General features: G+C 70.2%; 21 protein-coding genes. 13 read left to right on the top strand and 8 right to left on the bottom strand.

Going from position 1 to position 22,856, the window contains the following annotated elements; translation table 11 throughout:
- Nucleotides 1–240: 240 nt before the first annotated feature.
- Nucleotides 241–1,884, bottom strand: coding sequence for an ABC-F family ATP-binding cassette domain-containing protein (locus ACFVBH_RS28795; RefSeq protein ID WP_379006285.1), 1,644 nt, complete (start codon nt 1,882–1,884; stop codon nt 241–243).
- Between the two features lie 116 nt (nt 1,885–2,000).
- On the opposite strand from ACFVBH_RS28795, the gene ACFVBH_RS28790 reads away from it, so the two are divergent.
- From ACFVBH_RS28790 to ACFVBH_RS28775, 4 genes are all read left to right on the top strand, one after another.
- Nucleotides 2,001–2,201 carry a PspC domain-containing protein gene (locus ACFVBH_RS28790; RefSeq protein WP_354990182.1) on the top strand — a complete coding sequence of 67 codons (201 nt, stop codon included), beginning with the start codon at nt 2,001–2,003 and terminating at the stop codon, nt 2,199–2,201.
- A 101-nt stretch (nt 2,202–2,302) separates the two neighbouring features.
- Nucleotides 2,303–2,611: a DUF6802 family protein gene (locus ACFVBH_RS28785; RefSeq protein WP_379006282.1), complete on the top strand. Its 309-nt coding sequence runs from the start codon at nt 2,303–2,305 to the stop codon at nt 2,609–2,611.
- A gap of 129 nt (nt 2,612–2,740) precedes the next feature.
- Nucleotides 2,741–3,061 (top strand): hypothetical protein, encoded by a 321-nt coding sequence (locus tag ACFVBH_RS28780; protein WP_379006280.1) that lies wholly within the window; start codon nt 2,741–2,743, stop codon nt 3,059–3,061.
- Complete coding sequence (locus ACFVBH_RS28775) at nt 3,058–5,193, top strand: hypothetical protein (protein WP_379006278.1); 2,136 nt, start codon at nt 3,058–3,060, stop codon at nt 5,191–5,193. Before ACFVBH_RS28780 ends, ACFVBH_RS28775 begins: the two co-directional genes overlap by 4 nt.
- A gap of 639 nt (nt 5,194–5,832) precedes the next feature.
- Here the strand turns inward: ACFVBH_RS28775 and ACFVBH_RS28770 are convergent.
- Nucleotides 5,833–6,702, bottom strand: a complete 870-nt coding sequence (locus ACFVBH_RS28770; protein ID WP_354990178.1) for an alpha/beta hydrolase — start codon at nt 6,700–6,702, stop codon at nt 5,833–5,835.
- A 101-nt stretch (nt 6,703–6,803) separates the two neighbouring features.
- Here ACFVBH_RS28770 and glmS point away from each other — a divergent pair, with 101 nt between their 5' ends.
- The gene (gene glmS / locus ACFVBH_RS28765; protein WP_354990177.1) at nt 6,804–8,672 is read left to right on the top strand and encodes a glutamine--fructose-6-phosphate transaminase (isomerizing); all 1,869 of its coding nucleotides are present in this window, start codon (nt 6,804–6,806) and stop codon (nt 8,670–8,672) included.
- Nucleotides 8,673–8,714: 42 nt separating this feature from the next.
- Here the strand turns inward: glmS and ACFVBH_RS28760 are convergent, their stop codons facing one another.
- Nucleotides 8,715–9,143: a cupredoxin family copper-binding protein gene (locus tag ACFVBH_RS28760; RefSeq protein WP_379006274.1), complete on the bottom strand. Its 429-nt coding sequence runs from the start codon at nt 9,141–9,143 to the stop codon at nt 8,715–8,717.
- Nucleotides 9,144–9,535: 392 nt separating this feature from the next.
- Here ACFVBH_RS28760 and ACFVBH_RS28755 point away from each other — a divergent pair, with 392 nt between their 5' ends.
- From ACFVBH_RS28755 to tsaD, 6 genes are all read left to right on the top strand, one after another.
- On the top strand, nt 9,536–10,981 hold the full coding sequence (locus ACFVBH_RS28755) for an NAD(P)H-hydrate dehydratase (protein ID WP_379006271.1): 1,446 nt from the start codon (nt 9,536–9,538) through the stop codon (nt 10,979–10,981).
- 252 nt (nt 10,982–11,233) lie between these two features.
- Nucleotides 11,234–12,370, top strand: a complete 1,137-nt coding sequence (alr, locus tag ACFVBH_RS28750) for an alanine racemase (RefSeq protein ID WP_379006269.1) — start codon at nt 11,234–11,236, stop codon at nt 12,368–12,370.
- Nucleotides 12,367–12,822 (top strand): tRNA (adenosine(37)-N6)-threonylcarbamoyltransferase complex ATPase subunit type 1 TsaE, encoded by a 456-nt coding sequence (tsaE, locus tag ACFVBH_RS28745; protein ID WP_379006266.1) that lies wholly within the window; start codon nt 12,367–12,369, stop codon nt 12,820–12,822. Before alr ends, tsaE begins: the two co-directional genes overlap by 4 nt.
- 110 nt (nt 12,823–12,932) lie before the next feature.
- Complete coding sequence (gene tsaB / locus ACFVBH_RS28740) at nt 12,933–13,625, top strand: tRNA (adenosine(37)-N6)-threonylcarbamoyltransferase complex dimerization subunit type 1 TsaB (protein WP_354990172.1); 693 nt, start codon at nt 12,933–12,935, stop codon at nt 13,623–13,625.
- Complete coding sequence (gene rimI, locus ACFVBH_RS28735; RefSeq protein WP_354990171.1) at nt 13,622–14,164, top strand: ribosomal protein S18-alanine N-acetyltransferase; 543 nt, start codon at nt 13,622–13,624, stop codon at nt 14,162–14,164. The genes tsaB and rimI overlap by 4 nt, the downstream gene beginning before the upstream one ends.
- Entirely contained in the window at nt 14,161–15,192 is a 1,032-nt protein-coding gene (gene tsaD / locus ACFVBH_RS28730) for a tRNA (adenosine(37)-N6)-threonylcarbamoyltransferase complex transferase subunit TsaD (protein ID WP_354990170.1), read from the top strand. Before rimI ends, tsaD begins: the two co-directional genes overlap by 4 nt.
- Nucleotides 15,193–15,217: 25 nt before the next feature.
- On the opposite strand, the gene ACFVBH_RS28725 is transcribed toward tsaD, so the two are convergent.
- Nucleotides 15,218–15,388: a hypothetical protein gene (locus tag ACFVBH_RS28725; protein WP_379006260.1), complete on the bottom strand. Its 171-nt coding sequence runs from the start codon at nt 15,386–15,388 to the stop codon at nt 15,218–15,220.
- A 681-nt stretch (nt 15,389–16,069) separates the two neighbouring features.
- Nucleotides 16,070–17,533 carry an Hsp70 family protein gene (locus ACFVBH_RS28720; RefSeq protein WP_379006257.1) on the bottom strand — a complete coding sequence of 488 codons (1,464 nt, stop codon included), beginning with the start codon at nt 17,531–17,533 and terminating at the stop codon, nt 16,070–16,072.
- A gap of 618 nt (nt 17,534–18,151) precedes the next feature.
- On the opposite strand from ACFVBH_RS28720, the gene groES reads away from it, so the two are divergent.
- Entirely contained in the window at nt 18,152–18,454 is a 303-nt protein-coding gene (gene groES / locus ACFVBH_RS28715; protein WP_354990166.1) for a co-chaperone GroES, read from the top strand.
- Between the two features lie 210 nt (nt 18,455–18,664).
- Entirely contained in the window at nt 18,665–20,272 is a 1,608-nt protein-coding gene (groL, locus tag ACFVBH_RS28710) for a chaperonin GroEL (protein ID WP_354990165.1), read from the top strand.
- A 402-nt stretch (nt 20,273–20,674) separates the two neighbouring features.
- Here the strand turns inward: groL and ACFVBH_RS28705 are convergent, their stop codons facing one another.
- The 3 genes from ACFVBH_RS28705 to ACFVBH_RS28695 form a co-directional block, all read right to left on the bottom strand.
- Entirely contained in the window at nt 20,675–20,986 is a 312-nt protein-coding gene (locus tag ACFVBH_RS28705; RefSeq protein WP_354990164.1) for a hypothetical protein, read from the bottom strand.
- Nucleotide 20,987: 1 nt separating this feature from the next.
- A complete protein-coding gene (locus ACFVBH_RS28700) occupies nt 20,988–21,551 on the bottom strand; it encodes a sigma-70 family RNA polymerase sigma factor (protein WP_354990187.1) in 564 nt (187 codons plus the stop codon).
- Nucleotides 21,552–22,008: 457 nt separating this feature from the next.
- A complete protein-coding gene (locus tag ACFVBH_RS28695) occupies nt 22,009–22,302 on the bottom strand; it encodes a WhiB family transcriptional regulator (protein WP_153805677.1) in 294 nt (97 codons plus the stop codon).
- Nucleotides 22,303–22,856: the final 554 nt, after the last annotated feature.

Raw genomic sequence — 22,856 nt, 5'->3', positions numbered from 1 at the left:
GGAGTACGCCCGCGACATCGAGACCACGCCAAGGGAATTGGCGACGTCCTGCACCTGCGGGCGAAGCCCAGTTCGGCGAGCCCCACCCGGCCGGACACTCGGCGCAGGGTGACGGTGCCCGCGCCCACGGCGGCGCGGTGGCGGGGCCCTGCGGCCCGGTGCCCGAGGTTGCCCGGAAACACGGCACGGCCTGCGCCGCGACCGGCCGCCTCGGCGAGCGGCCGGATGGTCGGCTTCGGGCTACTGCTCTTCGGTGAGCTGACCCGCGTCCAGGTGCCAGCGGCGGGTGGCGCGGACGTTGTCGAGCATGCGGCGGTCGTGAGTCACCAGCAGGACCGTGCCGGTGAAGGATTCGACGGCCTGCTCGAGCTGCTCGATGGCGGCCAGGTCCAGGTGGTTGGTGGGCTCGTCCAGCACCAGGAGGTTGACGCCGCGGGCCTGGAGCAGGGCCAGGGCGGCGCGGGTGCGCTCGCCGGGGGACAGGGTGTCGTTGGGGCGCAGCACATGTGGGCCGCGCAGGCCGAACTTGGCCAGCAGGGTGCGCACCTCGGCCTCGGGCCAGTCGGGGATCAGGGCGCTGAAAGTGTCCGCGAGCGTTTCGTTTCCGCGGAAGAGGCCGCGGGCCTGATCCACCTCGCCGATCGCGACGCCGGAACCCAGTGCGGCCGTGCCGCTGTCGGGGGCGGTCTTACCCAGCAGCAGCGAGAGCAGGGTCGACTTGCCCGCGCCGTTGGCTCCGGTGAGCACGATGCGATCGCCGTAGTCCACCTGCACCGTCACCGGGCCGAGCGTGAAATCGCCGCGGGTGACGCGCGCGCCGTTCAGGGTGGCCACCACCGAACCGCTGCGCGGCGCGGCGGCGATGGACATGCGCAGTTCCCACTCTTTGCGCGGCTCCTCGACGGTCTCCAGGCGCTCGATGCGGCGCATGGTCTGCTTGACCTTGGACGCCTGCTTCTCGGTGGCCTCGGCACGGGCCTTGCGGCCCATCTTGTCCGAATCCTGTTTGCTCTTGCGGCGGGCGTTGCGGACGCCGTGCTCCATCCAGTTGCGCTGCATGCCCGCTCGGGCCTCGAGCCCGGCCTTGGTGTCGGCGTACTCGTCGTAGGCCTCGCGCACATGCCTGCGGGCGATCTCGCGCTCCTCCAGGTACGACTCGTAGCCGCCGTCGTACTGGCCGACCTGCTGCTGTGCCAGGTCGAGTTCGACGATGCGATTCACGGTGCGCGCCAGGAACTCCCGATCGTGGCTGATCACCATGAGCGGTTCGCGGACGCCGGTCACGAACTGCTCCAGGCGGGCCAGGCCGTTCAGGTCCAGGTCGTTGGTCGGCTCGTCCAGCAGCAGAATGTCGAAGCGGGACAGCAGGACCGAGGCCAGACCGGCCCGTGCGGCCTGGCCGCCGGAGAGCACGGTCATCGGGGTGTCCAGGCCGTGCGGCAGGCTCTCGGTCAGACCCAGTTCGGCGGCGACCTCCTCGGCGCGCTGTTCCAGATCCGCGCCGCCCAGGGCCAGCCAGCGTTCGAGCGCGGGGGAGAACTCGTCCTCGCCGCCCTCGGCGAGGCGTTCGGCCGCCGCGTCCATGGTCTGCTGGGCGGCGGCGACCTCGGTGCGGCGGCGCAGGAACTCCAGCACCGATTCACCCTCGACGCGTTCGGGTTCCTGGGTCAGATAGCCGACGGTGGCGTCGGGCGGGCTCAGGGTGATCTCGCCCTCGGGGGCGTCGCCGTCGGCGAGCATGCGCAGCAGGGTGGACTTGCCGGCGCCGTTCACCCCGACCAGGCCGATCACATCCCCGGGCGCCAGCACGAGATCGAGGTCGGCGAACAGGGTGCGCTCGCCGTGTCCGGCGGCCAGGCCGCGCGCATGCAGAGTGGTGCTCACCTGCGCGATTCTGCCGTGCTCAGGGTTTCACCCTGACCTCGGCCCCGTCGAAGTTCAGGGTCGGAATCGGGTGTGGGACCGATGCGCGGGGTCCGCCGAAACCGGAGAGTGGAGGTATGACAACACCGATCACCACCCGCAAGCGTCTCACCCGTTCGAGCCAGGACAAGTGGATCGCCGGTGTGTGCGGCGGCCTCGCCGAGTACTTCGGCTGGAGCCCCGCCATCGTCCGGCTGCTCTTCGTGCTGTCCTGTCTGCTGCCCGGACCGCAATTCGTGCTGTACATCGTGCTGTGGCTGGTTATCCCGAAGCGCTGATTCATCCACAGGCGGGGAGTTATCCACATTTGGTATGAACGCGGTGCGGCGAGTCCTCGCGGGTGACAGGATGAGATCCACGTCACAGTGGAGGAGCTCAAATGGTCACATCGGGTGATCTGTCCGGCTTGGATCTGCCGAATCTCGACTCGCATTCCGAATTGGGCGCGCTCGGCGCCGTGGAGCTACAGCACCCGACCCAGGACATCGATGGCGACGGGCTGCTGGACACCGTGACAACCAACAGCGATCGCGCCATGCACGTCTGGACAGATATGGATCACGACGGGTACGTGGATCACGTCACCGTCGTGGACAGCGGTGGGGCGTACGCGGCCTGGGAGTTCCACCATCACCCGGACGGGTCCACCGAATGGGTGCGCACCGACGCCGGTCACCTCGGCGGGTGACCGGACGCTCGGGGGGTTTCGCGCCCGGATAGCTGAATTACGCTGCCGCCCAGGCTGATCCGCGCGTCCTCGGCGGGTGGCTGCCGCATTCTTGCCAGGGATTCAGGGGGATCAATGGGTGGATCGAACATGCCCGGATTCGGTGCGCTGCACGCGGATCTGACCGAGATGCGGGTTGCTGCCACCACCCTGCGATGTTGCGCGGACGCGCTCGCCCGGCAATCTCGCGCGGTGGCGGACAACAGTTTCGGTGCGGGAAGTTCGGACGCGGGCCGCGACTACGCCGCCCAGGCGGCGGCAATCCACGCCGGGTTCACCCAGATAGCGGCCTTCCTGCACCGGTGGAGCAGCGCGGCGTTGCTCACTGCCGACGTATTCGATCATGCCGCTGCCGAATACGAGCGGCTGGATCGCGAACGGGCGGCCTCCGCCGGTGCGGCGCAGCCATGACCTACGACGCCGCCGGCAGGTCGATCGACGAGATCCTGGACCACGGCGCCCCCGGGCTCCGGTACTGGGAGCACTTCCTGCCGCTGTACGAGGAGGTGTTCCCGTCCCGGCCGAACAGCGCGCTGTCGGCTCTGCGGGCGGCCTACGACGAGCAGCGCGGTGCGGATCTCGCCGGACTCGACGACGCCCGAAACCGGTTGGCGCAGGCGCTGTCCGACGCGGAGTGCCAGTGGTCCGCCCAGTGGGCCCTGGCCCAGCGGTTGCCCGCGTTCTGGAGCGGCGGCACCGGCGACCAGGCGCAGTCCACCCTGATCGCCCAGTTGCGCCGCGCCCGCGAGGATCTCGATGTCGCCCGCTCGGCCGTGACGGCCCTCGGTGACCTGCCCGCCCCGCTCCGCCAGGCCGCCCTGACGAAAGCGGAGTCGGCTCTCGCCCTCCTGGAATCTGCCGGGGGTGGTGAGCCCCGCGTCGCCGTCGCGGGGAGGTCGCTCGTCGAGATCGCGGCCTTGGAGGATTCCGACCCCTGGCTCACCTCCACCTTCAAACCCGAGGTGGAAGAGAAACTGGAAGCCTTCACCCGAACCTGCCGCACAACGGACCAAGCCTTCGAATCCCACTACGCCACGGTGATATCCGCGCTCGACGCCGTTCTCGACCTGCCCTTTCCGCAGCCGTTCGCCGTCTGGTCGGAGCAGTCACCAGCCGATCCTGCCCGGCTCGGCACGTCACCGGACGCGATGGCGGGCGGCTCGAAGTACGGTTTGCCCGATGATCGTTCGGGTCCCGAGCGGAGCGCCGAAGGTCGGCAGGGTGGTCCCGACTCTCCGGGTTCCGGATTCACCGATTCCGGAGCCGGACCAGGCGCGCCACCGGCAACGAACCCCGACCTCCGATCGGCCCCGGCATCCCAGTACGACGACGCGCAGACCCGGCCGGCCACCACCCTCGATGCCTGCCCGCAACCGCCCGGCCCGATGACAGCGCCCGCCGCAACCTGCCCGGACGCGGCGAACCCGAATGCCGCGCAACAGGCCCAGCCGAACGCCGCTCAACCACAGTGCGCACAGTCGAACCCCGCCCGACTCCACTGCGCCCCATCGGGAACCGCCTCCGCCCCAGGCCAGCCGTCCACCCTCAACGCCCCGTCCAACCGTGAACCCGACGGCGAACCGGGCCACTCACGTCCGGAATCGTCCACCGACCCCGAAGCGCCGGGCGCGCCCGCGACCCAACTCGCCGAAGCCGCCGCGACCTTCCTCACCACCCTCACCGAGGCCGTCGGCACCCTCGCAACCACCGTGCTCCCCGAAGCCCTCTCGGCCCTCACGGACCTCCTGCCCACCCCGGGCGAATTCCTCGGGGAGCCATCGGATCCGAACCCGATTCCGTCGGACCCCGCCGATCCCGCCCCCACGCCCGGCGCCCCCGCGGACAACTCGCCCGCTCCCGGCGGCCTCGACCAGCCACCCGAGCCGCCCCCTGCCGAAGCCCAACCCCCCGCGGCGGACAACAATCCATCGCCCGGCGACCCTCGGCCTCCGGAGTCCTGCGCCAATCCGCCACGCGCACCCGAAAGCCCGGTTGCGGCAGCCGATCCCGCCCCTCGGTCTCCGGCGAGTCCGGATGCATCGTTCCCCGGCCCCGCACCCGCCGAAATCCCGCCGTCCTGTCCCGCCCCGCCAACGGATGCCAAGGACGACACGGCGCCGCCCGGGAAACACGATCCCGGACCGCCATCCGCCGCATGCGAAGAGGTTCCGCCACCCGTCCACCCCGATCCAGGTGTGGCACAGAACGAATGCGGACCCGGTTCCCCCGCCTCCTCGTGTCCCGGCGATGGATCCCCGGAAGCGCCATCACCCCCATCCGCCGGTAAGCCCGACTGCGAAGCAGCGCCGCCGCCGAACGAGGCTCACCCCGACCCCGCCCCGAACCAGCTCCCGGATCGCCCGGCTCCCCCAGAACTCGAGGTGCTGCCCCTCGGCCCGGACGGCCTCCCCCCTCCCTCCGCCGCGCCACCCCCCGAACCCGCTCCGCCCCCGAACAACCCGGCCGAACCCCCGCCCGCCGCCCCACCCGGCGCCGAGATCCCCGACGGCGGAACAGAAATCCCCGACACCGTCGAGCCCTAGCGGATCGGATCATGGTCGATACCCTCGCCCTGCAACGTCCTTGTCGCCCGATCGCGACAGTGGACTGCCAGTCCTGGTGGTATCTGAGCTCCGCTGAATCCCGGCGACCAGGAGCGGGGAGGCACCTTACGAACCTGTTCCGTCATAGAACAACCCGGCCGAACCTCGAGCGAAGGCCTGCTAGCGGCGAATTCCTCGACCGCGGAACGGAAATCCTCGACACCGCCGAGGAGCAAACGTGCGCGTCGGCTTCGCTTTCCCCGCGGATGACCTTCGCCATCGGATATACCTGGAGGCATCACGGTTCTTACCTCTGCGGCCGTGTAACCGTCGCGCCGAACTCGCCGGGCTCGTGAATCCGCCCGGATGAACTCGGGTGGCTAGGTCGCGGCGCGGTGGAAAGAGATTCGGCAGCCACCTCCCATTCTCGCCGAACCCGTTCTATGGCATGGCAACCCGGTTCGAGCCCGATACGCCATCTCGCCGGTCGCGGCGGCCCGAGTTGCGGGCGTGCCAGGGCGATCACGCGAAACGGATCGGGCTTCCGCGCCTGTCGAGCGGGTGGGTAGCGACCGGAGATGCGTGGCAGATCCGACCGGGGCGTGGCGGTGTCGGAGTGGGGCGGCCGTGGACCTTGGGCTACTTGCGGAGGGCCTGGACCAGTTGGAGGAGGGGGAGTTTCTGGGGCTCGGGGGTGGGGTCTTCCTCTTCGGGGGCGTGGGGGTCCACGGTTGTCGTGTGGGGGACCAGGGACTCGGGGTCGGCGAAGGGCTTGTACTTCTTGTCGCCGAGGAGGGTGTAGTTCAGGTAGCCGGTCAGCAGGGCGCGGGTCAGGCGTTCGGTCTTGGGCTCGTGTTTGCCCGCGCCGAGGGCCGACAGGGCGCGGCGGCCTTCGACTATGCCGTTGTGCGTGGCCTTTTCGACCGTGCGCAGGACGGCGGGGCCGGCCCAGGCGGCGGCCAGGGGGAGGGCGTTGGAGTTCACGGCGTCGATGTCGTCGGCGCCCGCCAGGATCAGGGCGGGGGCGTCGATGCCGGGGGCCAGGGCCTCACCGGAGGGCGCGGTGGGGGAGGGGTAGAGGGCGGCGACCGCCGCGACCTCGCGCTGGGCGGCGGCGATCACCGCGGCGCCCGCGCCCATGCCGTGCCCGGCCAGCGCCAGGCGATCGGGGTGCACGCTGATGTCGCCGTTGCCCAGTCGCACCCCGGTGCAGATGTCCAGGGTGGTGAGCAGGTCGGCGGCCAGATTCAGGTGCGAGGGAATCGGCCCGCGCTCGGTATCGGGCGCGGCCGCCACGAATCCCCACGACGCCAGATGCTCCAGCAGGCGACGGTAGTTCGAGGCGCCCGTCAGCCACCCGTGACCGAAGGCCACCGCGGGCAGGTTCAGGCCCTTCGCGGGCGTGTACACCACACCGGGCTGCCCCGCGATGCCGAGGTTTCCCCGCAGCACCTGGTGGTTGCCGCGGGCGGTCAAAGTGCTCAGGAGCGATTTCACAGACGCCGACACGAGGTTGAACTTATAGGATCGCCGACTCGTTGGGGCGTTTCGCCCGGTCCGCTGCACATCCGGATTCGCGAGCCTCACATACCTCGGTAGGCTGGTGACCCATGTGCGGAATCGTGGGGTACGTGGGGTATAGGGACGCCCTGGCCGTGGTGGTGGACGCGTTGCGCCGCATGGAGTATCGCGGCTACGACTCCGCCGGAGTGGCCATCGCCGACGGCGCGGGCGGGCTCGCCGTCGAGCGAAAAGCGGGCCGACTCGCCAATCTGGAAGCCGAACTCGGCGAGTCCGGTGTCGCGCGTTTCGCGGGATCGACCGGTATGGGTCACACCCGCTGGGCCACCCACGGTGCGCCCACCGACCGCAACGCCCATCCGCACCGCGACCACACCGGCCGGGTCGCGGTGGTGCACAACGGCATTATCGAGAACTTCGCACCCCTGCGGCGCGAACTCGAGGAGGCCGGGGTCGAGCTCGGCAGCGACACCGATACCGAGGTCGCGGTTCACCTGGTCGCCCGTGCCTACGCCAAGGGCGAGACCGCCGGTGATTTCGTCGCTTCCGCGCTCGGCGTGGTCCGCCGCCTCGAAGGCGCGTTCACCCTGGTCTTCACCCACGCCGACCATCCGGACACCATCGTCGCCGCCCGCCGCTCCACCCCGCTCGTCGTCGGCGTCGGCAAGGGCGAGATGTTCATCGCCTCCGACGTCACCGCCTTCATCGAGCACACCCGCGAGGCGGTCGAACTCGGCCAGGACCAGGCCGTGGTCATCACCGCGAACACCTACGCCGTCACCGACTTCCACGGCGCGACCGAGGGCGTGCGCACCCGGCCCTTCACCATCGACTGGGATCTGGCCGCCGCCGAGAAGGGCGGCCACGAGTACTTCATGCTCAAGGAGATCGAGGAGCAGCCCGCCGGCGTCGCCGACACGCTGATCGGGCACTTCGCCGACGGCAAGATCATCCTCGACGAACAGCGGCTGCACGATCAGGAACTGCGCGAGGTCGACAAGGTCTTCGTGGTCGCCTGCGGCAGTTCGTATCACGCGGGCCTGCTCGCCAAATACGCCATCGAGCACTGGACCCGCCTGCCCGTGGAAGTCGAGCTGGCCAGCGAATTCCGTTACCGCGACCCGGTTCTGGACCGCTCCACGCTGGTGGTCGCCATCTCCCAGTCCGGCGAGACCGCCGACACCCTGGAGGCCGTGCGGCACGCCAAGGAGCAGAAGGCGCGCGTACTGGCCATCTGCAACACCAACGGCGCGCAGATCCCCCGCGAGGCCGACGCCGTGCTCTACACCCGCACCGGGCCGGAGATCGGCGTCGCCTCCACCAAGGCGTTCCTGGCCCAGATCACCGCCAACTACCTGGTCGGGCTCGCCCTGGCCCAGGCGCGCGGCGTCAAGTACCCGGACGAGGTCGCGCGCGAGTTCGCCGAACTCGAGGCCATGCCGAAACTCGTGTCGCGCGTGCTGGAATCGGGCGAACAGGTGCGTGCCATCGCCCGGCAACTCGCCACCGTGCCCACGGTGCTGTTCCTGGGCAGGCACGTCGGCTACCCGGTGGCCCTCGAAGGCGCGCTCAAGCTCAAGGAACTGGCGTACATGCACGCCGAGGGCTTCGCGGCGGGCGAGCTCAAACACGGCCCGATCGCGCTCATCGAGGAGGGACTGCCCGTCATCGTGGTCATGCCCTCGCCCAAGGGCCGGGCCGTCCTGCACTCCAAACTGCTGAGCAATATCCGCGAGATCCAGGCGCGCGGCGCCCGCACCATCGTGATCGCCGAGGAAGGCGACGACACCGTGCGCCCCTTCGCCGACCACCTCATCGAAATCCCCGCGGCCCCAACCCTTTACCAGCCGCTGCTGGCAACGATCCCGCTCCAGATCTTCGCCGCCGAGGTGGCGATGGCTCGCGGCTACGACGTCGACAAGCCCCGCAACCTCGCGAAGTCGGTGACGGTCGAGTAGCTCGCCCGGGCGTCACCGGCGAGATACCGGGTCATCCGGGGCTCAGGGCTCGACGGTGACGGTGCCCTTCATCTCCGGATGCAGCGGGCACAGGTAGCGGAAGGTGCCGGCGGTGGTGAAGGTGTAGCTCCACTCGCCGGTGCGGATGATCGGACTGTTGATCCCGAGGGCCACGTCGCCGATGCCCTGCACCGCGTGCGGGGCCTTGTCGGCGAACTTCCACAGGACCGTGTCGCCGGCCTTGACGGTCAGGTTCGCGGGGGAGAACGCCATGTCCTCGACGGTCACCGTCGTGGTGGCGGCCGGGCGCGGGCCGGAGTTCGCCGCCGCCGAGGTGGTCGCACCGGCGCCCGGGGTCGCCGAGGCGCTCGGCTTCGACTCGTCCGAACCGCATCCGGCCAGCGCCACCACTCCACCGACGACGGTCACGAGGAACAGGGCACGCGCGGGCGAGTAGCGGCGGATCGACATGCGGGCCAGCGTAAACCCTCGCCGGTGGCGGCCCGCCGAGCGGTGCGCCCAAGGGGCGGCCCCACGGTGCGGACTCGGCTCGGCGGGTGCGAACCGCCGAACCCGAGGCGGCGCGACTCGATTTCACGCACCGGCGCGAGTAGGCATGCACGTCCGTATGCACGGTGCCCAGGGCGCGCGGTTTTGCCGGGCGAGTGCACGCACGTCCGGGATGGGGGGCATCGAGGCGTGCGTCCCGACGGGTGGGCGCCCGCGGTCGGCACCGGGACGCGAGCCGGTCTCGCGCCCCGGCGCGCGTGCGCGCCCGGGGGTGGTGGCGGGGCGTAGTCTGCTGACGTCGTGCACAGGCGGGGTGAACGCCCCGCGAAACCTGCTCTCGCGGGAGGCGAGCCATGAGCGCACCGGGCCGGCGTGGATATTTCACCGCCGCGGAGATCCGCGCGGCCGAGGCGGAGCTGTTCGAACGCGTGCCCGTCGGAATGCCCATGCGCCGTGCGGCTTTCGGGCTCGCCGAGGTGGTGGTGCGGGAACTGCGCGAGCGCACCGGCGGCGTGGCCGGGCGTTCGGTGACACTGCTGGCGGGCTCCGGAGACAACGGCGGCGACGCGCTGTGGGCGGGCTCGTTCCTGCGGCGGCGCGGGGTGGCGGTCGAGGCGATTCTGCTGGCCCCGGAGCGGGCGCACGCGGCGGGGCTGGCCGCGCTGCGCCGGGCCGGCGGCCGGATCAGCGACGGCCCGGGCGCACCCGATCTCGTGGTGGACGGCATCGTCGGCATCTCGGGGCGCGGATCGCTGCGGCCCGACGCCGCGAAACTCGTTGCCGCCGTGCGGGCTCCTATTATCGCCGCCGATCTGCCGAGCGGTGTGGACCCGGATACCGGCGCGATCGACGGTCCGGCGGTACGGGCCGCGGTGACCGTCGCGTTCGGCGCGTACAAGCCGGTGCACGCCTTGGCCGCCCCGCACTGCGGGCGAATCGATCTGGTGCCCATCGGCTTACGGCTACCGGAGCCGAATCTCGCCGCGCTGGAACCGATGTCGATCGGCGCGGACTGGCCGGTCCCCGCCGCCTCGGACGACAAGTACACCCAGGGCGTGACCGGCGTCTGCGCGGGCAGCGCCACCTATCCCGGCGCGGCGGTGCTGTGCACCGGCGGCGCGATCGCCGCCACCTCGGGCATGGTTCGCTACGCGGGCACCGGGGCCGAATCCGTGCTGGCGCACTTCCCTGAAGTCATTGCCGCACCCGCTGTTTCGGCGACCGGCCGGGTTCAGTCCTGGGTGTTCGGCCCCGGCGCGGGCACCGACGCCGCCGCCCGCGAGCGACTCGCCGAGATCCTGGCCACCGACCTCCCGGTCGTGGTCGACGCCGACGGTCTCACGCTGCTGGCCGCGGACCCCGCCCTGATCGGCGGTCGCAGCGCGCCCACGGTGCTGACCCCGCACGCCGGTGAGTTCGCCCGTCTGACCGGCGCCGAACCCGGCCCGGACCGGGTGTCGGCGGTGCGCGAACTCGCCGAATCCCGGGGGGTCACAGTCCTTCTCAAGGGCCGGGCCACCCTGGTCGCCACGCCCGGGCAGCCGGTCCTGGTCAACGAGGCGGGCGGCTCCTGGGCCGCGACCGCCGGATCCGGTGACATCCTGTCCGGCGTCATCGCCGCCCTGCTGGCCGCCGGGCGCGAGCCCGCCTGGGCCGCCGCGGCCGGTGCGCGCGTCCACGCGCTGGCCGCCAACCTCGCCGCCCACGACACGTCCGTCGCGGGCGCGCCGATCTCGGCCTCCCCGCTGCTCGCCCACCTCCGCCGGTCCATCGCCACCCTGCGTGAACTCGCCGCCTGAGCCCGGTCCCGATACGAGCGCCGATCGATGCGTCCGCGTTCGGACACCGTCCCGCCCGGTCGCGCACGGTGTTCGAGCACCGGGCCGTGGCTTTTCGCGCCCGCGGAGGCGGCAGCACCGCGAGGACCCTGCTCGGCTCAGGCTGATCGATCGGCCTCGACACCGGATTTCGGCGGCCGTGCGCCGGATCGGCCCGCCTGCCCGGGCGGGTGTGATCGGTGTCGCGCGGGCCGGGATGGCAGGATCGGGATTGTGAACAAGCCCGATCCGCAGGTGGAGACCCTCGTCGATCTGAACGCCATTGCCCACAATGTGCGAATTCTGGCCGAGCACGCGGGGGACGCGGCGGTCATGGTCGTGGTGAAGGCGGACGGATACAACCACGGGGCGGCGGAAGTCGCACGGGCCGCGCTGGCCGCCGGGGCGCGCGAGCTCGGGGTGACCACCGTGGGCGAGGCGCTGCAGTTGCGGGCGGCGGGGATCACCGCGCCGATTCTGTGCTGGCTCAACAACTCCGACGCCGATTTCGTGAGCGCGGTCGAGGCGGACATCGAGATCGCGACACCGTCCGTGGACCACCTGCGGGCGGTCGCGACGGCGGCGCGCGAGGCCGGCAAGACCGCGATCGTCTCGCTCAAGGTCGACACCGGGCTGAACCGCAACGGGGTCTCGCCCACCGAATACACGTCGGTGCTGGAGCTGCTGAAGGAACTGGTGGCAGCCGGCACGGTGCGATTCCGGGCCGTGTTCTCCCATCTCGCGCACGCCGATCAGCCGCACCACCCCACCATCGACACCCAGCGCGATCGGTTCCTCGATTACATCGCCACCGCCAAGGAATACGGCCTGGAACCGGAACTGGTGCACCTGGCCAACTCCGCCGCCACCCTGACCCGCCCGGACCTGGCCTTCGACATGGTCCGCCCGGGCATCGCGGTGTACGGGCTCTCGCCCATTCCGGAGATCTCCGACTTCGGCCTGCGCCCGGCCATGACCTTCCGCGCCCGCGTCGCCCTGGTGAAACACGTCGCCGCCGGGGAGGGGGTCTCCTACGGTCACGAGTGGATCGCCGAGCGCGAGACCGTCGTCGCCCTCATCCCCGCCGGGTACGCCGACGGCGTACCGCGCACACTGGGCGGCAAATTCGAGGTGTGGGTCGGCGGCGAACGGCGGCCCAATGTCGGGCGGGTCTGCATGGACCAGCTGCTGGTGGACCTGGGCGACAACGCCTCCGGCGTCCGCGAGGGCGACACCGCGGTGCTGTTCGGCGGCGCCGCGGGCGAGCCGCACGCGCAGGACTGGGCCGACATCCTCGGCACCATCCACTACGAAGTGGTGTGCGCTCCCCGCGGCCGCGTCGTCCGCCGGCACCTCGGCGGTGACCGGTGAGCGCGCGCGGCGGCCACCGCGAACTCCCCACCGTTGAGGACACCGAAGCCCTCGGCCGTGAACTCGCCACCCACCTCCAAGCCGGTGACCTCGTGATCCTCGACGGCCCCCTGGGCGCGGGCAAAACCGCCCTCACCCGCGGCATAGCCGCCGGCCTCGGCGTCCAAGGCCGGGTCAGCTCACCGACTTTCATCATCGCCCGCCAGCACCGCGCCGCCGCCGACCCCGGCTCGATAGCCCTGGTCCACGTCGACGCCTACCGCCTCGGCGGCGATCTCGACGAGCTCGACGCCCTCGACCTCGACACCGACCTCAACGACGCCGTGGTCGTGGTCGAGTGGGGCCTCGGCGTGGTCGAGCACCTGGCCGACCGCCACCTCCGCGTCCTGCTCCGCCGCGAACCCGACTCCGACACCCGCACCGCCGACTGGGAATGGGTGTCGTCGAACTGACCCCCGGCCACCCGGTGCCACCCTGATCACCCCACCCGGACCCGCATTCGCGAGTGGTGAACCCGCCGGAGCGAAGCGGAGGCAGACAACCCAGTATCGTGGGGTCAATCATGCTTGTATTGGCTGTCGACACCTCGACTCCTGCCGTTACGGCGGGACTGGTGGAACTGGAACCGGCGGACGGCGGGGCTTCCGCACCTCGAATCACCACGATCGCCTCCAGGGTGACCGTGGACGCACGCGCGCACAACGAGGTGCTGACCCCGCAGATCCTGGCCTGCCTGGCCGAATCCGGGCGGGCCAGAGCCGATATCGCGGCGGTCGTCGCCGGGGTCGGCCCGGGACCGTTCACCGGGCTGCGGGTGGGTATGGCCACCGCGGCCGCGTTCGGCGACGCGCTGGGCGTGCCGGTGTACGGGGTGTGCAGCCTCGACGCCATCGCCGTCGACACCGAAAGTGATCTGCGCGACCGCACCGAACCCGTCGAACTGCTGGTCGTCACCGACGCCCGGCGTCGCGAGGTGTACTGGGCGCGCTACAACGCCACCGGCCGGATCGAGGGTCCGGAGGTGAGCAAGCCCGCCGATCTGGACCCGGGCACCGCGACCGTCATCGCCGGTTCGGCCTCGCACGTGGACTATTTCGATCTGCCGGTGCTGCCGGTCGAGACGCCGTCCCCGGCCGGGCTGGTGCGCTGCGCCGCCGCCGATCTGCTCGCCGGCGTCACCCCCGAACCGCTGGTGCCGCTGTACCTGCGCCGTCCCGACGCGGTCGAACGCAGCTACGCCCAGGTGGGCCGATGACCATCCGCATCGGGCCGATGCGGCCGAGCGATGCCGCGCGCTGCGCGCAGCTCGAAACCGTGCTGTTCCCCGAGGACGATCCCTGGCACGAGGTGTCGTTCCTGTCGGAGCTGGCCGGGCCGCACAACCGCTACATCACCGCGCGCGACGCCGACAACCGATTGGTCGGCTACGCCGGGATCGCGTTGCTCGGCACCCCAGAACATCCCGAGGCCGAAATCCACACCATCGGCGTGGATCCGCGGGTGCACCGCGGCGGCGTCGGCACCCAGCTGCTCAACGCGCTGCTGGCCGCGGCCGGGCGGCGCGGCGGACCGGTGTTCCTCGAAGTGCGCACCGACAACGCGCCCGCCATCGCGATGTACGAGAAGCACGGCTTCCACATCATCGGCCTGCGCAAGAACTACTACCAGCCCAGCGGCGCGGACGCGTACACCATGCGCCGGCCCGCCCTGGCCGGATTCCCGCAGGGCGCCGCGGCTTTCGCGTCGGAGACGACCGGCGCGACGCTCCCGCACGACACCGAGGTCACGTCATGATCGTCATGGGTATCGAGAGTTCCTGCGACGAGACCGGGGTCGGCATCGTCCGGTACCTGCCGGACGGCACGTGCGAACTGCTCGCCGACGAGGTCGCCTCGAGCGTCGATCAGCACGCTCGCTTCGGCGGCGTGGTTCCGGAGATCGCCTCGCGCGCCCACCTGGAATCCATCGTCCCGGCCATGCGCCGAGCGCTCGCGGCGGCCGACATCGAACGACCGGACGCGCTGGCCGTCACCATCGGGCCCGGGCTGGCCGGTGCGCTGCTGGTCGGGGTCGCGGCGGCGAAAGCCTATGCGGCGGCCTGGGATATCCCGTTCTACGCGCTCAATCACCTCGGCGGGCACGTCGCGGTCGACACCCTCGAACACGGGCCGATGCCGCCCGCGGTCGCGCTGCTGGTGTCCGGCGGCCACACCCATCTGCTGCACGTGACCGATCTCGGGCAGCCGATCGTCGAACTCGGCAGCACCATCGACGACGCCGCCGGCGAGGCGTTCGACAAGGTGGCGCGCCTGCTCGGACTCGGTTACCCGGGCGGACCGGTACTGGACGCCATTGCCGCCGAAGGCGATCCGGCCGCCATCGCGTTCCCGCGCGGCATGACCGGTCCCCGCGACGCGCGCTACGACTTCTCCTTCTCCGGGCTCAAGACCGCGGTGGCGCGCTATGTCGAAGCCGCCCAGCGCGAGGGCCGCGAGGTGCCGATCCCGGATATCGCCGCGTCCTTCCAGGAGGCGGTCGCGGATGTGCTGACGATGAAGGCCGTGCGCGCGGCCGAGGACGTCGGCGTCGACACCATCGTGCTCGGCGGCGGCGCGACCGCGAACTCCCGCATCCGCTCGATGGCTCAGGAACGGTGTGCCGCGGCCGGTCTCACCCTGCGCGTCCCCAAGCCCCGGCTCTGCACCGACAACGGCGTCATGATCGCCACCCTCGGCGCTCACGTGATCGCGGGCGGTGCGAAGCCGTCCGCGCTGACCGTGGCCACGGATCCCGGCCTGCCGGTGTCGACCAGCCAGCTCTGAATCCGGCGCAGGTCCTTTCGCGCGTTCATCCCCGATCCGCGCAGGAGGCCGGGGCGATGTGCGCGACGGACAGCACCGCGCAGACGATCCCGTGGTCGTGTGAACCGGCCGGCTCCACCGGCGGGGCGGTCGACAACACCGACAGCGCCAACCCGACCGCCGCGACGGCCCCCGCCGCCACGTCCCTGATCCGCATCACGCCACCTCACTCCTCGGGACCGTTCCCGCCGGTGACGCTAGCCATCCCCGCCCCGCCCCCGTAGCCGGAACTTCCCCCGCCCCGGAAACCGTGGGCCGCCGACGGCCGGTGCGTGGACGCCGCGTCGAGGTTGCGATGCACCGCGCGCGGCATCTTGTCCGGGTCTGTCCCGCCCAGCGACCCCGTGATGGCGCCCCGGTTATCTGATCAACGGTCATCCCGTAGCGGCGGGCCGGGGTGCGGTGCGACGCCGGGCGGTCTTCGAGCGCGACTTGTGGTCGGCGAGTCATGGTTTGGCGCGCCGAGGGTGCGGCGTGTGGGGTAACGGGCGGGGAGTGGCGGCGTATTGCCTGGATATGAACACCGTGTGGGGGACGGGAGCCGGGCTGGGGCCGGGGGCGGGTGCAGCCGTGCGGGGTGAAGGGGATCGAGTGGCCAGCGGTCACGGTAGCGCGGGCGCGGCCAGGCAGGGTGCGGCAGAGTGGATGTGCTGCAAGAGGTTTCGTGCGGCTCTCGGGACGGCGCGGCCGAACGGGAACTTGCGGGGCGGGGGATCGAGCCTGCGACCGGGGCCGGTGGGCGCCGGGAGGTTCGGGGAGGTCGGCGGCGTTCGAGGGGTGGCTCGGGAGCGCGGCCGGAAGCCGGGGGGCGACTGCGGGTGGGTCGCGGGTGGGTCGGTCAGTCGGTCGGACGGGCCGAGGTGGTGCTTGCGCCTGCGCCGGAACCGGAATCGCGGCGCGGGGTGGTGGTGGCGGGGGCGCTCGGGTCGGGGGTCGTGCCGGGCGTGGTGGTGCCCAGCAGGGGGCCGAGGATGCGCGGTAGGTCGGCGGGGAACGGGATCTGGGGCAGACCGGGATCCGGGCGCAGGGGCGGCTGCTGAATCGTGGTCACGGTGGTGCCGGGGCCGCTGGTGCCGGCCGGACCGGTGGTGGTGATCGGCGGCGTGGTGGTGCGGCGGGCGGTCTCGCGACTCTGGCCCGTGGTGGTGCTGATGGCGGGGCCGACGCCCGCGCCGGTGCTGGGCACGGTCGACGAGACCGGCTGCTGCACACCGGTGGTGGTGGGCGAGTAGTTCGTGCCCTGCGGCTCGGGCACCAGTTCCTTCACGCCGTAGCCGATGATCAGCCCGACCACCACGATGGCGCCGGCCAGCGTGCCCGCGAGTTTGGTGAAGGTGCCGATCGGGGCGTCGGCGCCGCGGCTGATGACCGGGAACGCGGTGGGCGTGGCCGAATCGGCGGTGAGGGCGGCGCCTTTGGCGATGACCGATTCCGGTTCGGGCACGGTGAATACCGGAACATCGAGCCGGCGTTCGAGATTGGCCACCACCGCGGGGGTGTTCGCCCCGCCGCCGATGACCGCGACCGCCTCCGGAAACTTCGGCGCGCGGGCGAAGACCCCGCGGGCGAAGGACGAGAGCTCGCGTAGCAGGTCGGCGACCAACTCGTCGAAATCCACCCGGGTGAGCTTGAGCGGCTGCCCGGCCACGTGGTCGATGGTGACCGCGGGCGCGATGGACAGGTGTTCCTTGGCCGCGCGGCTGCGGTTGAGCAGCATGCCGCGATTGGGGCGGGTGCCCCGGCGCGCCAGGTGGCAATCCATGAGGTGCTGCAGGATCAATTCGTCGACCGCGTTGCCGCTGACGGTCGCGGTGCGCTCGGAGCGCAGCACGGTGTCGTCGGCGTGATCGGCGACGGTGACCGTGGATCCGGAGGCGCCCATGTCGAGCAACGCCACGGTCTCGTATCTGTCCAGCAAACCGGTGTGCCGCAGGAAGGCCAGGGCCGCTGTGCTTTCCGGAATCAGTCGCACCTCGCGACGTTGCCGGCCGATAGCTGAGCGGATGATCTGGGCCTGTTCCCGGTCCCGGTACGCCACGGCGATGTCGCCGGGCGGGCCCGCCTCCGAATCCTGCTGTGCCGCGACCTGACCGGGGTGCGCGCCGACCGGATGCACTGTCTCGCGCGGGATCTGGGTGGTCATCAGCTCGATGGACGAGGCCACCAGATCGCCGAGGTCCGAATGCGCCGTATCGGCGGTGACGACCCGGTAGTCGAAGTTCTGGGCGCCGTTGGGTGCGGTGGTGACCGTGGCCGAGCACACCACTTCGCTCCCGGCGGAGATGCCGAGGGATGTTCGCATGTTCACCTCCCTTCGAGCGGATGGTCCGGGTGTAGACGACCATCTCGAACGGACTCTGGAACCGCCCCGCGGATGGCGGGTGATCCCGAGCTACGGATCCGGCCGGGCCCCTGTCCGATGGGGCGTCGGGACCAGCCAGCGATCACTTGCGGTAAGGCTCTCGTCTCAGCGCTGTGCGGAAACTCCCGCGCAGTGGGGTTCAGCAACTGTGGGATGAAGCAACTGTGTAACTGTTCGGCGACGGCGTGACGGAGATGGACGGGGGTCGGCAGCCTTGTCACGCGGCCGTCGTCAATGGTGTCACAATCCGTTATCCGAACGTTACAGATTTTCGTTTTTCTTTGGAAGCCCTCAGATTTTCCGGCCGTTCGCTCCGGCGAGTCGGGGTTATCCGTCTCAGCTGCGGATAACCCTGCCTTGAGCGCTGGCACTCACGTGTATAGAGTGCTAGTTGGCTCCCGGTCAGTGCTCCCGGACGCCAGTTTCCGACTACTGGGCAGTGGTCCCGGCTCCCGCGACGACGGGGCTTGTGCGCAGCAGGTCGGAACCTAAGACCGAAACCGTGAGTCCGGGGAACCGCCCCGGGCGCGAAGACCCCTGAAAAGTGGAGGGCTCAACGTGGCGAGCGTGAACATCAAGCCGCTCGAGGACAAGATCCTCGTCCAGGCCAACGAGGCCGAGACGACGACCGCCTCCGGCCTGGTCATCCCCGACACGGCGAAGGAGAAGCCCCAGGAGGGCACCGTCATCGCCGTGGGTCCCGGCCGCTGGGACGATGAGGGCGAGAAGCGGATTCCGCTGGACGTCAAGGAAGGCGACGTCGTCATCTACAGCAAGTACGGCGGCACCGAGATCAAGTACGGCGGCGGCGAGTACCTGATCCTGTCGGCGCGCGACCTGCTGGCCGTCGTCACCAAGTAGGAACGACCGAACTCCCGGACCCGAGAGCCGGCCCTGTCCCCCCAAATTGGGTGGGTGGGTGCGCCGTCTCGAAACGCCCGCAACGGGTGAACGGGGCACCACCGCCCCGCGGGTTCCCGAGGTTTCCGCCCCGGTGTCGTCGCTGTCAACAGCTCCGGCCCCGGGGCGGTTCGCGTTTGCCCCCCAACTCATTTTCAGGAGCAGGTACACATGCCAAAGCAGATCGAATTCGACGAGAAGGCTCGTCGCGCGATGGAGCGCGGCGTCGACAAGCTCGCCGACGCCGTGAAGGTCACCCTGGGCCCGCGTGGCCGGCACGTGGTGCTGGCCAAGGCTTTCGGCGGCCCGACCGTCACCAATGACGGCGTGACCATCGCCCGCGACATCGATCTCGAGGATCCGTTCGAGAACCTGGGCGCGCAGCTGGTCAAGAGCGTCGCCACCAAGACCAACGACGTCGCCGGCGACGGCACCACCACCGCCACCGTGCTGGCCCAGGCCCTCATCAAGGGCGGCCTGAAGAACATCGCCGCGGGCGCCAACCCCATGACCCTGGGCAAGGGCATGAACAAGGCCGCCGACGCGATCACCGCCGCCCTGCAGGCCGCCGCGACCCCGGTCGACGGCGAGAAGGCCATCGCCCAGGTCGCCACCGTGTCCTCGCGCGACGAGGAAATCGGCGAGCTGGTCGGCAAGGCGCTCACCACCGTCGGCAAGGACGGCGTGGTCACCATCGAGGAGTCCTCCTCGACCCAGACCGAGCTGGCCATCACCGAGGGCGTGCAGTTCGACAAGGGCTACCAGTCCCCGTACTTCGTCACCGATCCGGAGACGCAGCAGGCCGTTCTCGAGGACGCCTGGATCCTGCTGAACCGCGAGAAGATCAGCTCGCTGCCCGATCTGCTCCCGCTGCTGGAGAAGATCGCGGAGTCCGGCAAGCCGGTCGTCATCATCGCCGAGGACATCGAGGGCGAGGCGCTGTCCACCCTGGTGGTCAACGCGATCCGCAAGACCCTCAAGGCCGTTGCCGTCAAGGCCCCGTTCTTCGGCGACCGCCGCAAGGCGTTCCTGGACGACCTGGCCATCGTCACCGGCGGCACCGTGATCAACCCGGACCTGGGCATCACGCTGCGCGAGGCCGGCCTGGACGTGCTGGGCAAGGCCCGTCGCGTGGTGGTCACCAAGGACGAGACCACCATCGTCGAGGGCGCCGGCACCCAGGACGAGATCAACGCGCGGGTTTCCCAGCTGCGCAAGGAGATCGAGAACACCGACTCCGACTGGGACCGCGAGAAGCTGGAAGAGCGCCTCGCCAAGCTGGCCGGCGGCGTCGCGGTCATCAAGGTCGGCGCGGCCACCGAGACCGAGCTCAAGGAGCGCAAGTACCGCGTCGAGGACGCGGTCGCCTCGGCCAAGGCCGCGGTCGCCGAGGGCATCGTCCCCGGCGGCGGCACCGCCCTGGTGCAGGCCGCCGCGACCCTGGGCGCGCTGAAGGATTCGCTCTCGGGCGACGAGGCGGTCGGCGTCGAGGTCGTGCGGCAGGCGCTGCTGGCCCCGCTGTACTGGATCGCCACCAACGCGGGCGTGGACGGCGCGGTCGTGGTCGCCAAGGTCACCGAGGGCAAGGACGGCTTCAACGCCGCCACCCTGGCCTACGGCGACCTGGTCGCCGACGGCGTCATCGACCCGGTCAAGGTGACCCGTTCCGCGGTCGAGAACGCCATCTCGGTGGCGCGCATGGTGCTCACCACCGAGAGCGCCATCGTGGAGAAGCCGGCCGAGGAGCCGGCCGACGCGCACCACGGCCACTCGCACTGAGTGTGAGGACCGCTCGGCGCTCGTGAGTCGCTGAACGTCGAAGCCCCCGGACAGGAGATCTGTCCGGGGGCTTCGTCGTGTTCGGGAGTTGCCGGGCGGGGTTCACGGTCGAGCTGTCCGGAATGCGGCGCGTCCGGCTCCGCTGGGCCGCGGTACGGCCTGCCGCCGGAGTGGTTGTGTCTCAGCCGTACCCGGCCCGGGGTTCGGGCCGTCGCGGATTTCGGTCAGGGCCACTTGACGCCGAGGGGGAGCGTCGGTGCCCGGAAACCGTTGTGCGCGCGAGCGATCCCCGTGTGTGGAGCGGCACCCCGCGTCCCGCGAACGGGATTCCCGCGGGGCCGGAGCCCGATCGCACAGAAGGGACTGGGCGGATGCCCTGAACGGCGGATACGCGAAAGCGGCTCAGTCGTGAACGGCTGGGCTGCGCCCGTTTCCGGAATGGAGCGTGGAGCGGTCGTGGTGGAACTCTGTCGCCGGCGCCTGGTCTGCTGCTACTGCGGCGAGCACGCGATCGCGCAGGGCGGGCGGCGGTGGTGTGGCCACCGCGCTCGCGTATGCGGCGAGGGCGTCTCGGGTGTGCTGCACTTCCTGGGTGAAGCTCGCGCGCAGTACCGGATCGTCGGTATCCAATAGTTCCCGCACCGCGCGCTGATCTTCGTCGCCGATCGATCCCAGCGCGACAGTGTGCGCGAGATCGATCTGGCTTTCGTTCATCTCACGTCACTCCCAAACTTTTCTTGAGTCGTGTCAGTCCGTCCCGTATACGGGACTTAACGGTAGGTAACCCTACGCCGAGGTACGCCGCTACCTCCGCATATGTGCGCCCGCCGAAGTAGGCGAGCGAGATGGCCTCGCGCTGCGTCTCGGTCAGGGTCGCCAGACCCTGCAGCACCGCCTGCTGTTCGAGCCGCCGGCCGACCTCTTCGGTCACTTCATCGAATTCGTGCCCGAGAGTGCTGGTGCCATAGGCGACTTCGCGCAACGCGTGGGCTTGTTCGGCACGTACCCGATCGACCGCGCGCCGGTGGGCGAGGGTCATGAGCCAGGTGACAGCGGACCCCTTGGCCGGATCGAAATTGGCTGCGGTGCGCCATATCTGGAGGTAGACCTCCTGGGTGGTCTCCTCCGCATAGCCCGGATCGTGTAGCACCCGGAGAACCAGCCCGAAGACTCGCGCGCTGGTGCGGTCGTAGAGCTCGGCGAATGCCGGCTCGTCGGACTGCCCACAGCGCTGGAGAAGCGCGGCTAGTTCGAGGCTTTCGGCTGCGCGCGCCGTCATCGCAGAGTCCGTCGGTGTCTCCACCTTCTCGTTCCCCGAACTCTGGAACGAGTCGCCCTCTGCGGCCGGCGGCCGCGCTGTCACAACGCTCCGTTCTGTGTCATCGGCCACGAGGGTAGCGTGCCGCTATGACCTCCTTCCGCGTGGGGGTATCGGCAAAACGATTGTCGTACAGCGGTTTTCCGTTTTGTACCGACTTGTCCAAACCGGTGTGAAATGAAGACACGCCGTGACACGCCGGAGCTCCGGCGAATCGCCGGGGCTCTGCCGTCTGCAACCGGTTTTGCGCTCCGCAGTGGCCGGTTGTTTGCTAGACATTCGGCGCGCCGTGCCGCGCGGATGGGAAGGTTTCTGAACTCACACCTGCTGTGGTCAGCGGCAACGTGGCCACTCGCCCCGCTCGTATCGCTGATGCTCAGGAGTCACACGCGTGCTCCCGGGCGATTCTCCCGGAGTGTCAGGCGACCGCCCGGCGGCGGTTGCGGCGCGCGTGCATCTCGCGCTCGGTTTCGGACATCCCGCCCCAGATTCCATAGGGCTCGCTGACCTTCAGGGCGTGCGAACGGCACTGCAGCAGGACGGGGCAGGCGCGGCAGACTTCCTTGGCGCGCATCTCGCGCTGAGCCCGGGCTCGGCCGCGTTCGCCATCCGGGTGGAAGAACACCGAAGAGTCCTGTCCGCGGCAGGACCCGCGCATCTGCCAATCCCAGACATCGGCGTTCGGACCAGGGAGGTGGGTCGGCATCGGCATGGTGAACTCCTCTTGGTGCGAGCTCGTCGGCATTGTCGAGCAGTGCTGGTGGCAAACGGTGAGCCGCATCGCCGGGTCCCGGCGATCACGCTCCGCCGGTGCCGCAATTTCACACGGCGCCGACGGCGGCGATGTCGTACGTTAGGTCGGACAATGAATTCCAGTCAATAGACAGTTCCACGCTGATCCAAATACCTGCGCATTAGAGAATTAACACCATTGCTATTTACAAGTAGGGCCGACTGTGGTGATACTGATCGGTTGGCCAGGAGGGTGCTGGCTCTCTGATAGCCCATCCGACTTGTTGAAACTGCTGGTGGAGACTGGTTTTCGCGCTCGAATGGGATCAATGTCGGCTATGCGTGAGTGGCGATCACCGTGATCTCAGCCATTGCCCCGCCGGCCGTGAGTGCGGTAGAGATGGCCACCTCGAGGCCGTCAGGTTAATAGCGCGAAACGGCGCACGAATTTCTTGTGCGCGTGCTAGGCGATAGCGAGCGCAGTTTTACGGAGTGGAAACACAATGCCGCTTTCGAATGCTGCGAGGTAGCTGA

Origin of the sequence: Nocardia sp. NPDC057668, from assembly GCF_042799795.1 — a bacterium.
In the GTDB taxonomy this organism is placed as follows: domain Bacteria; phylum Actinomycetota; class Actinomycetes; order Mycobacteriales; family Mycobacteriaceae; genus Nocardia.
The sequence above is the reverse complement of the archived record's forward strand: the minus strand, read 5'-3'. Positions and strand labels throughout refer to the sequence as shown.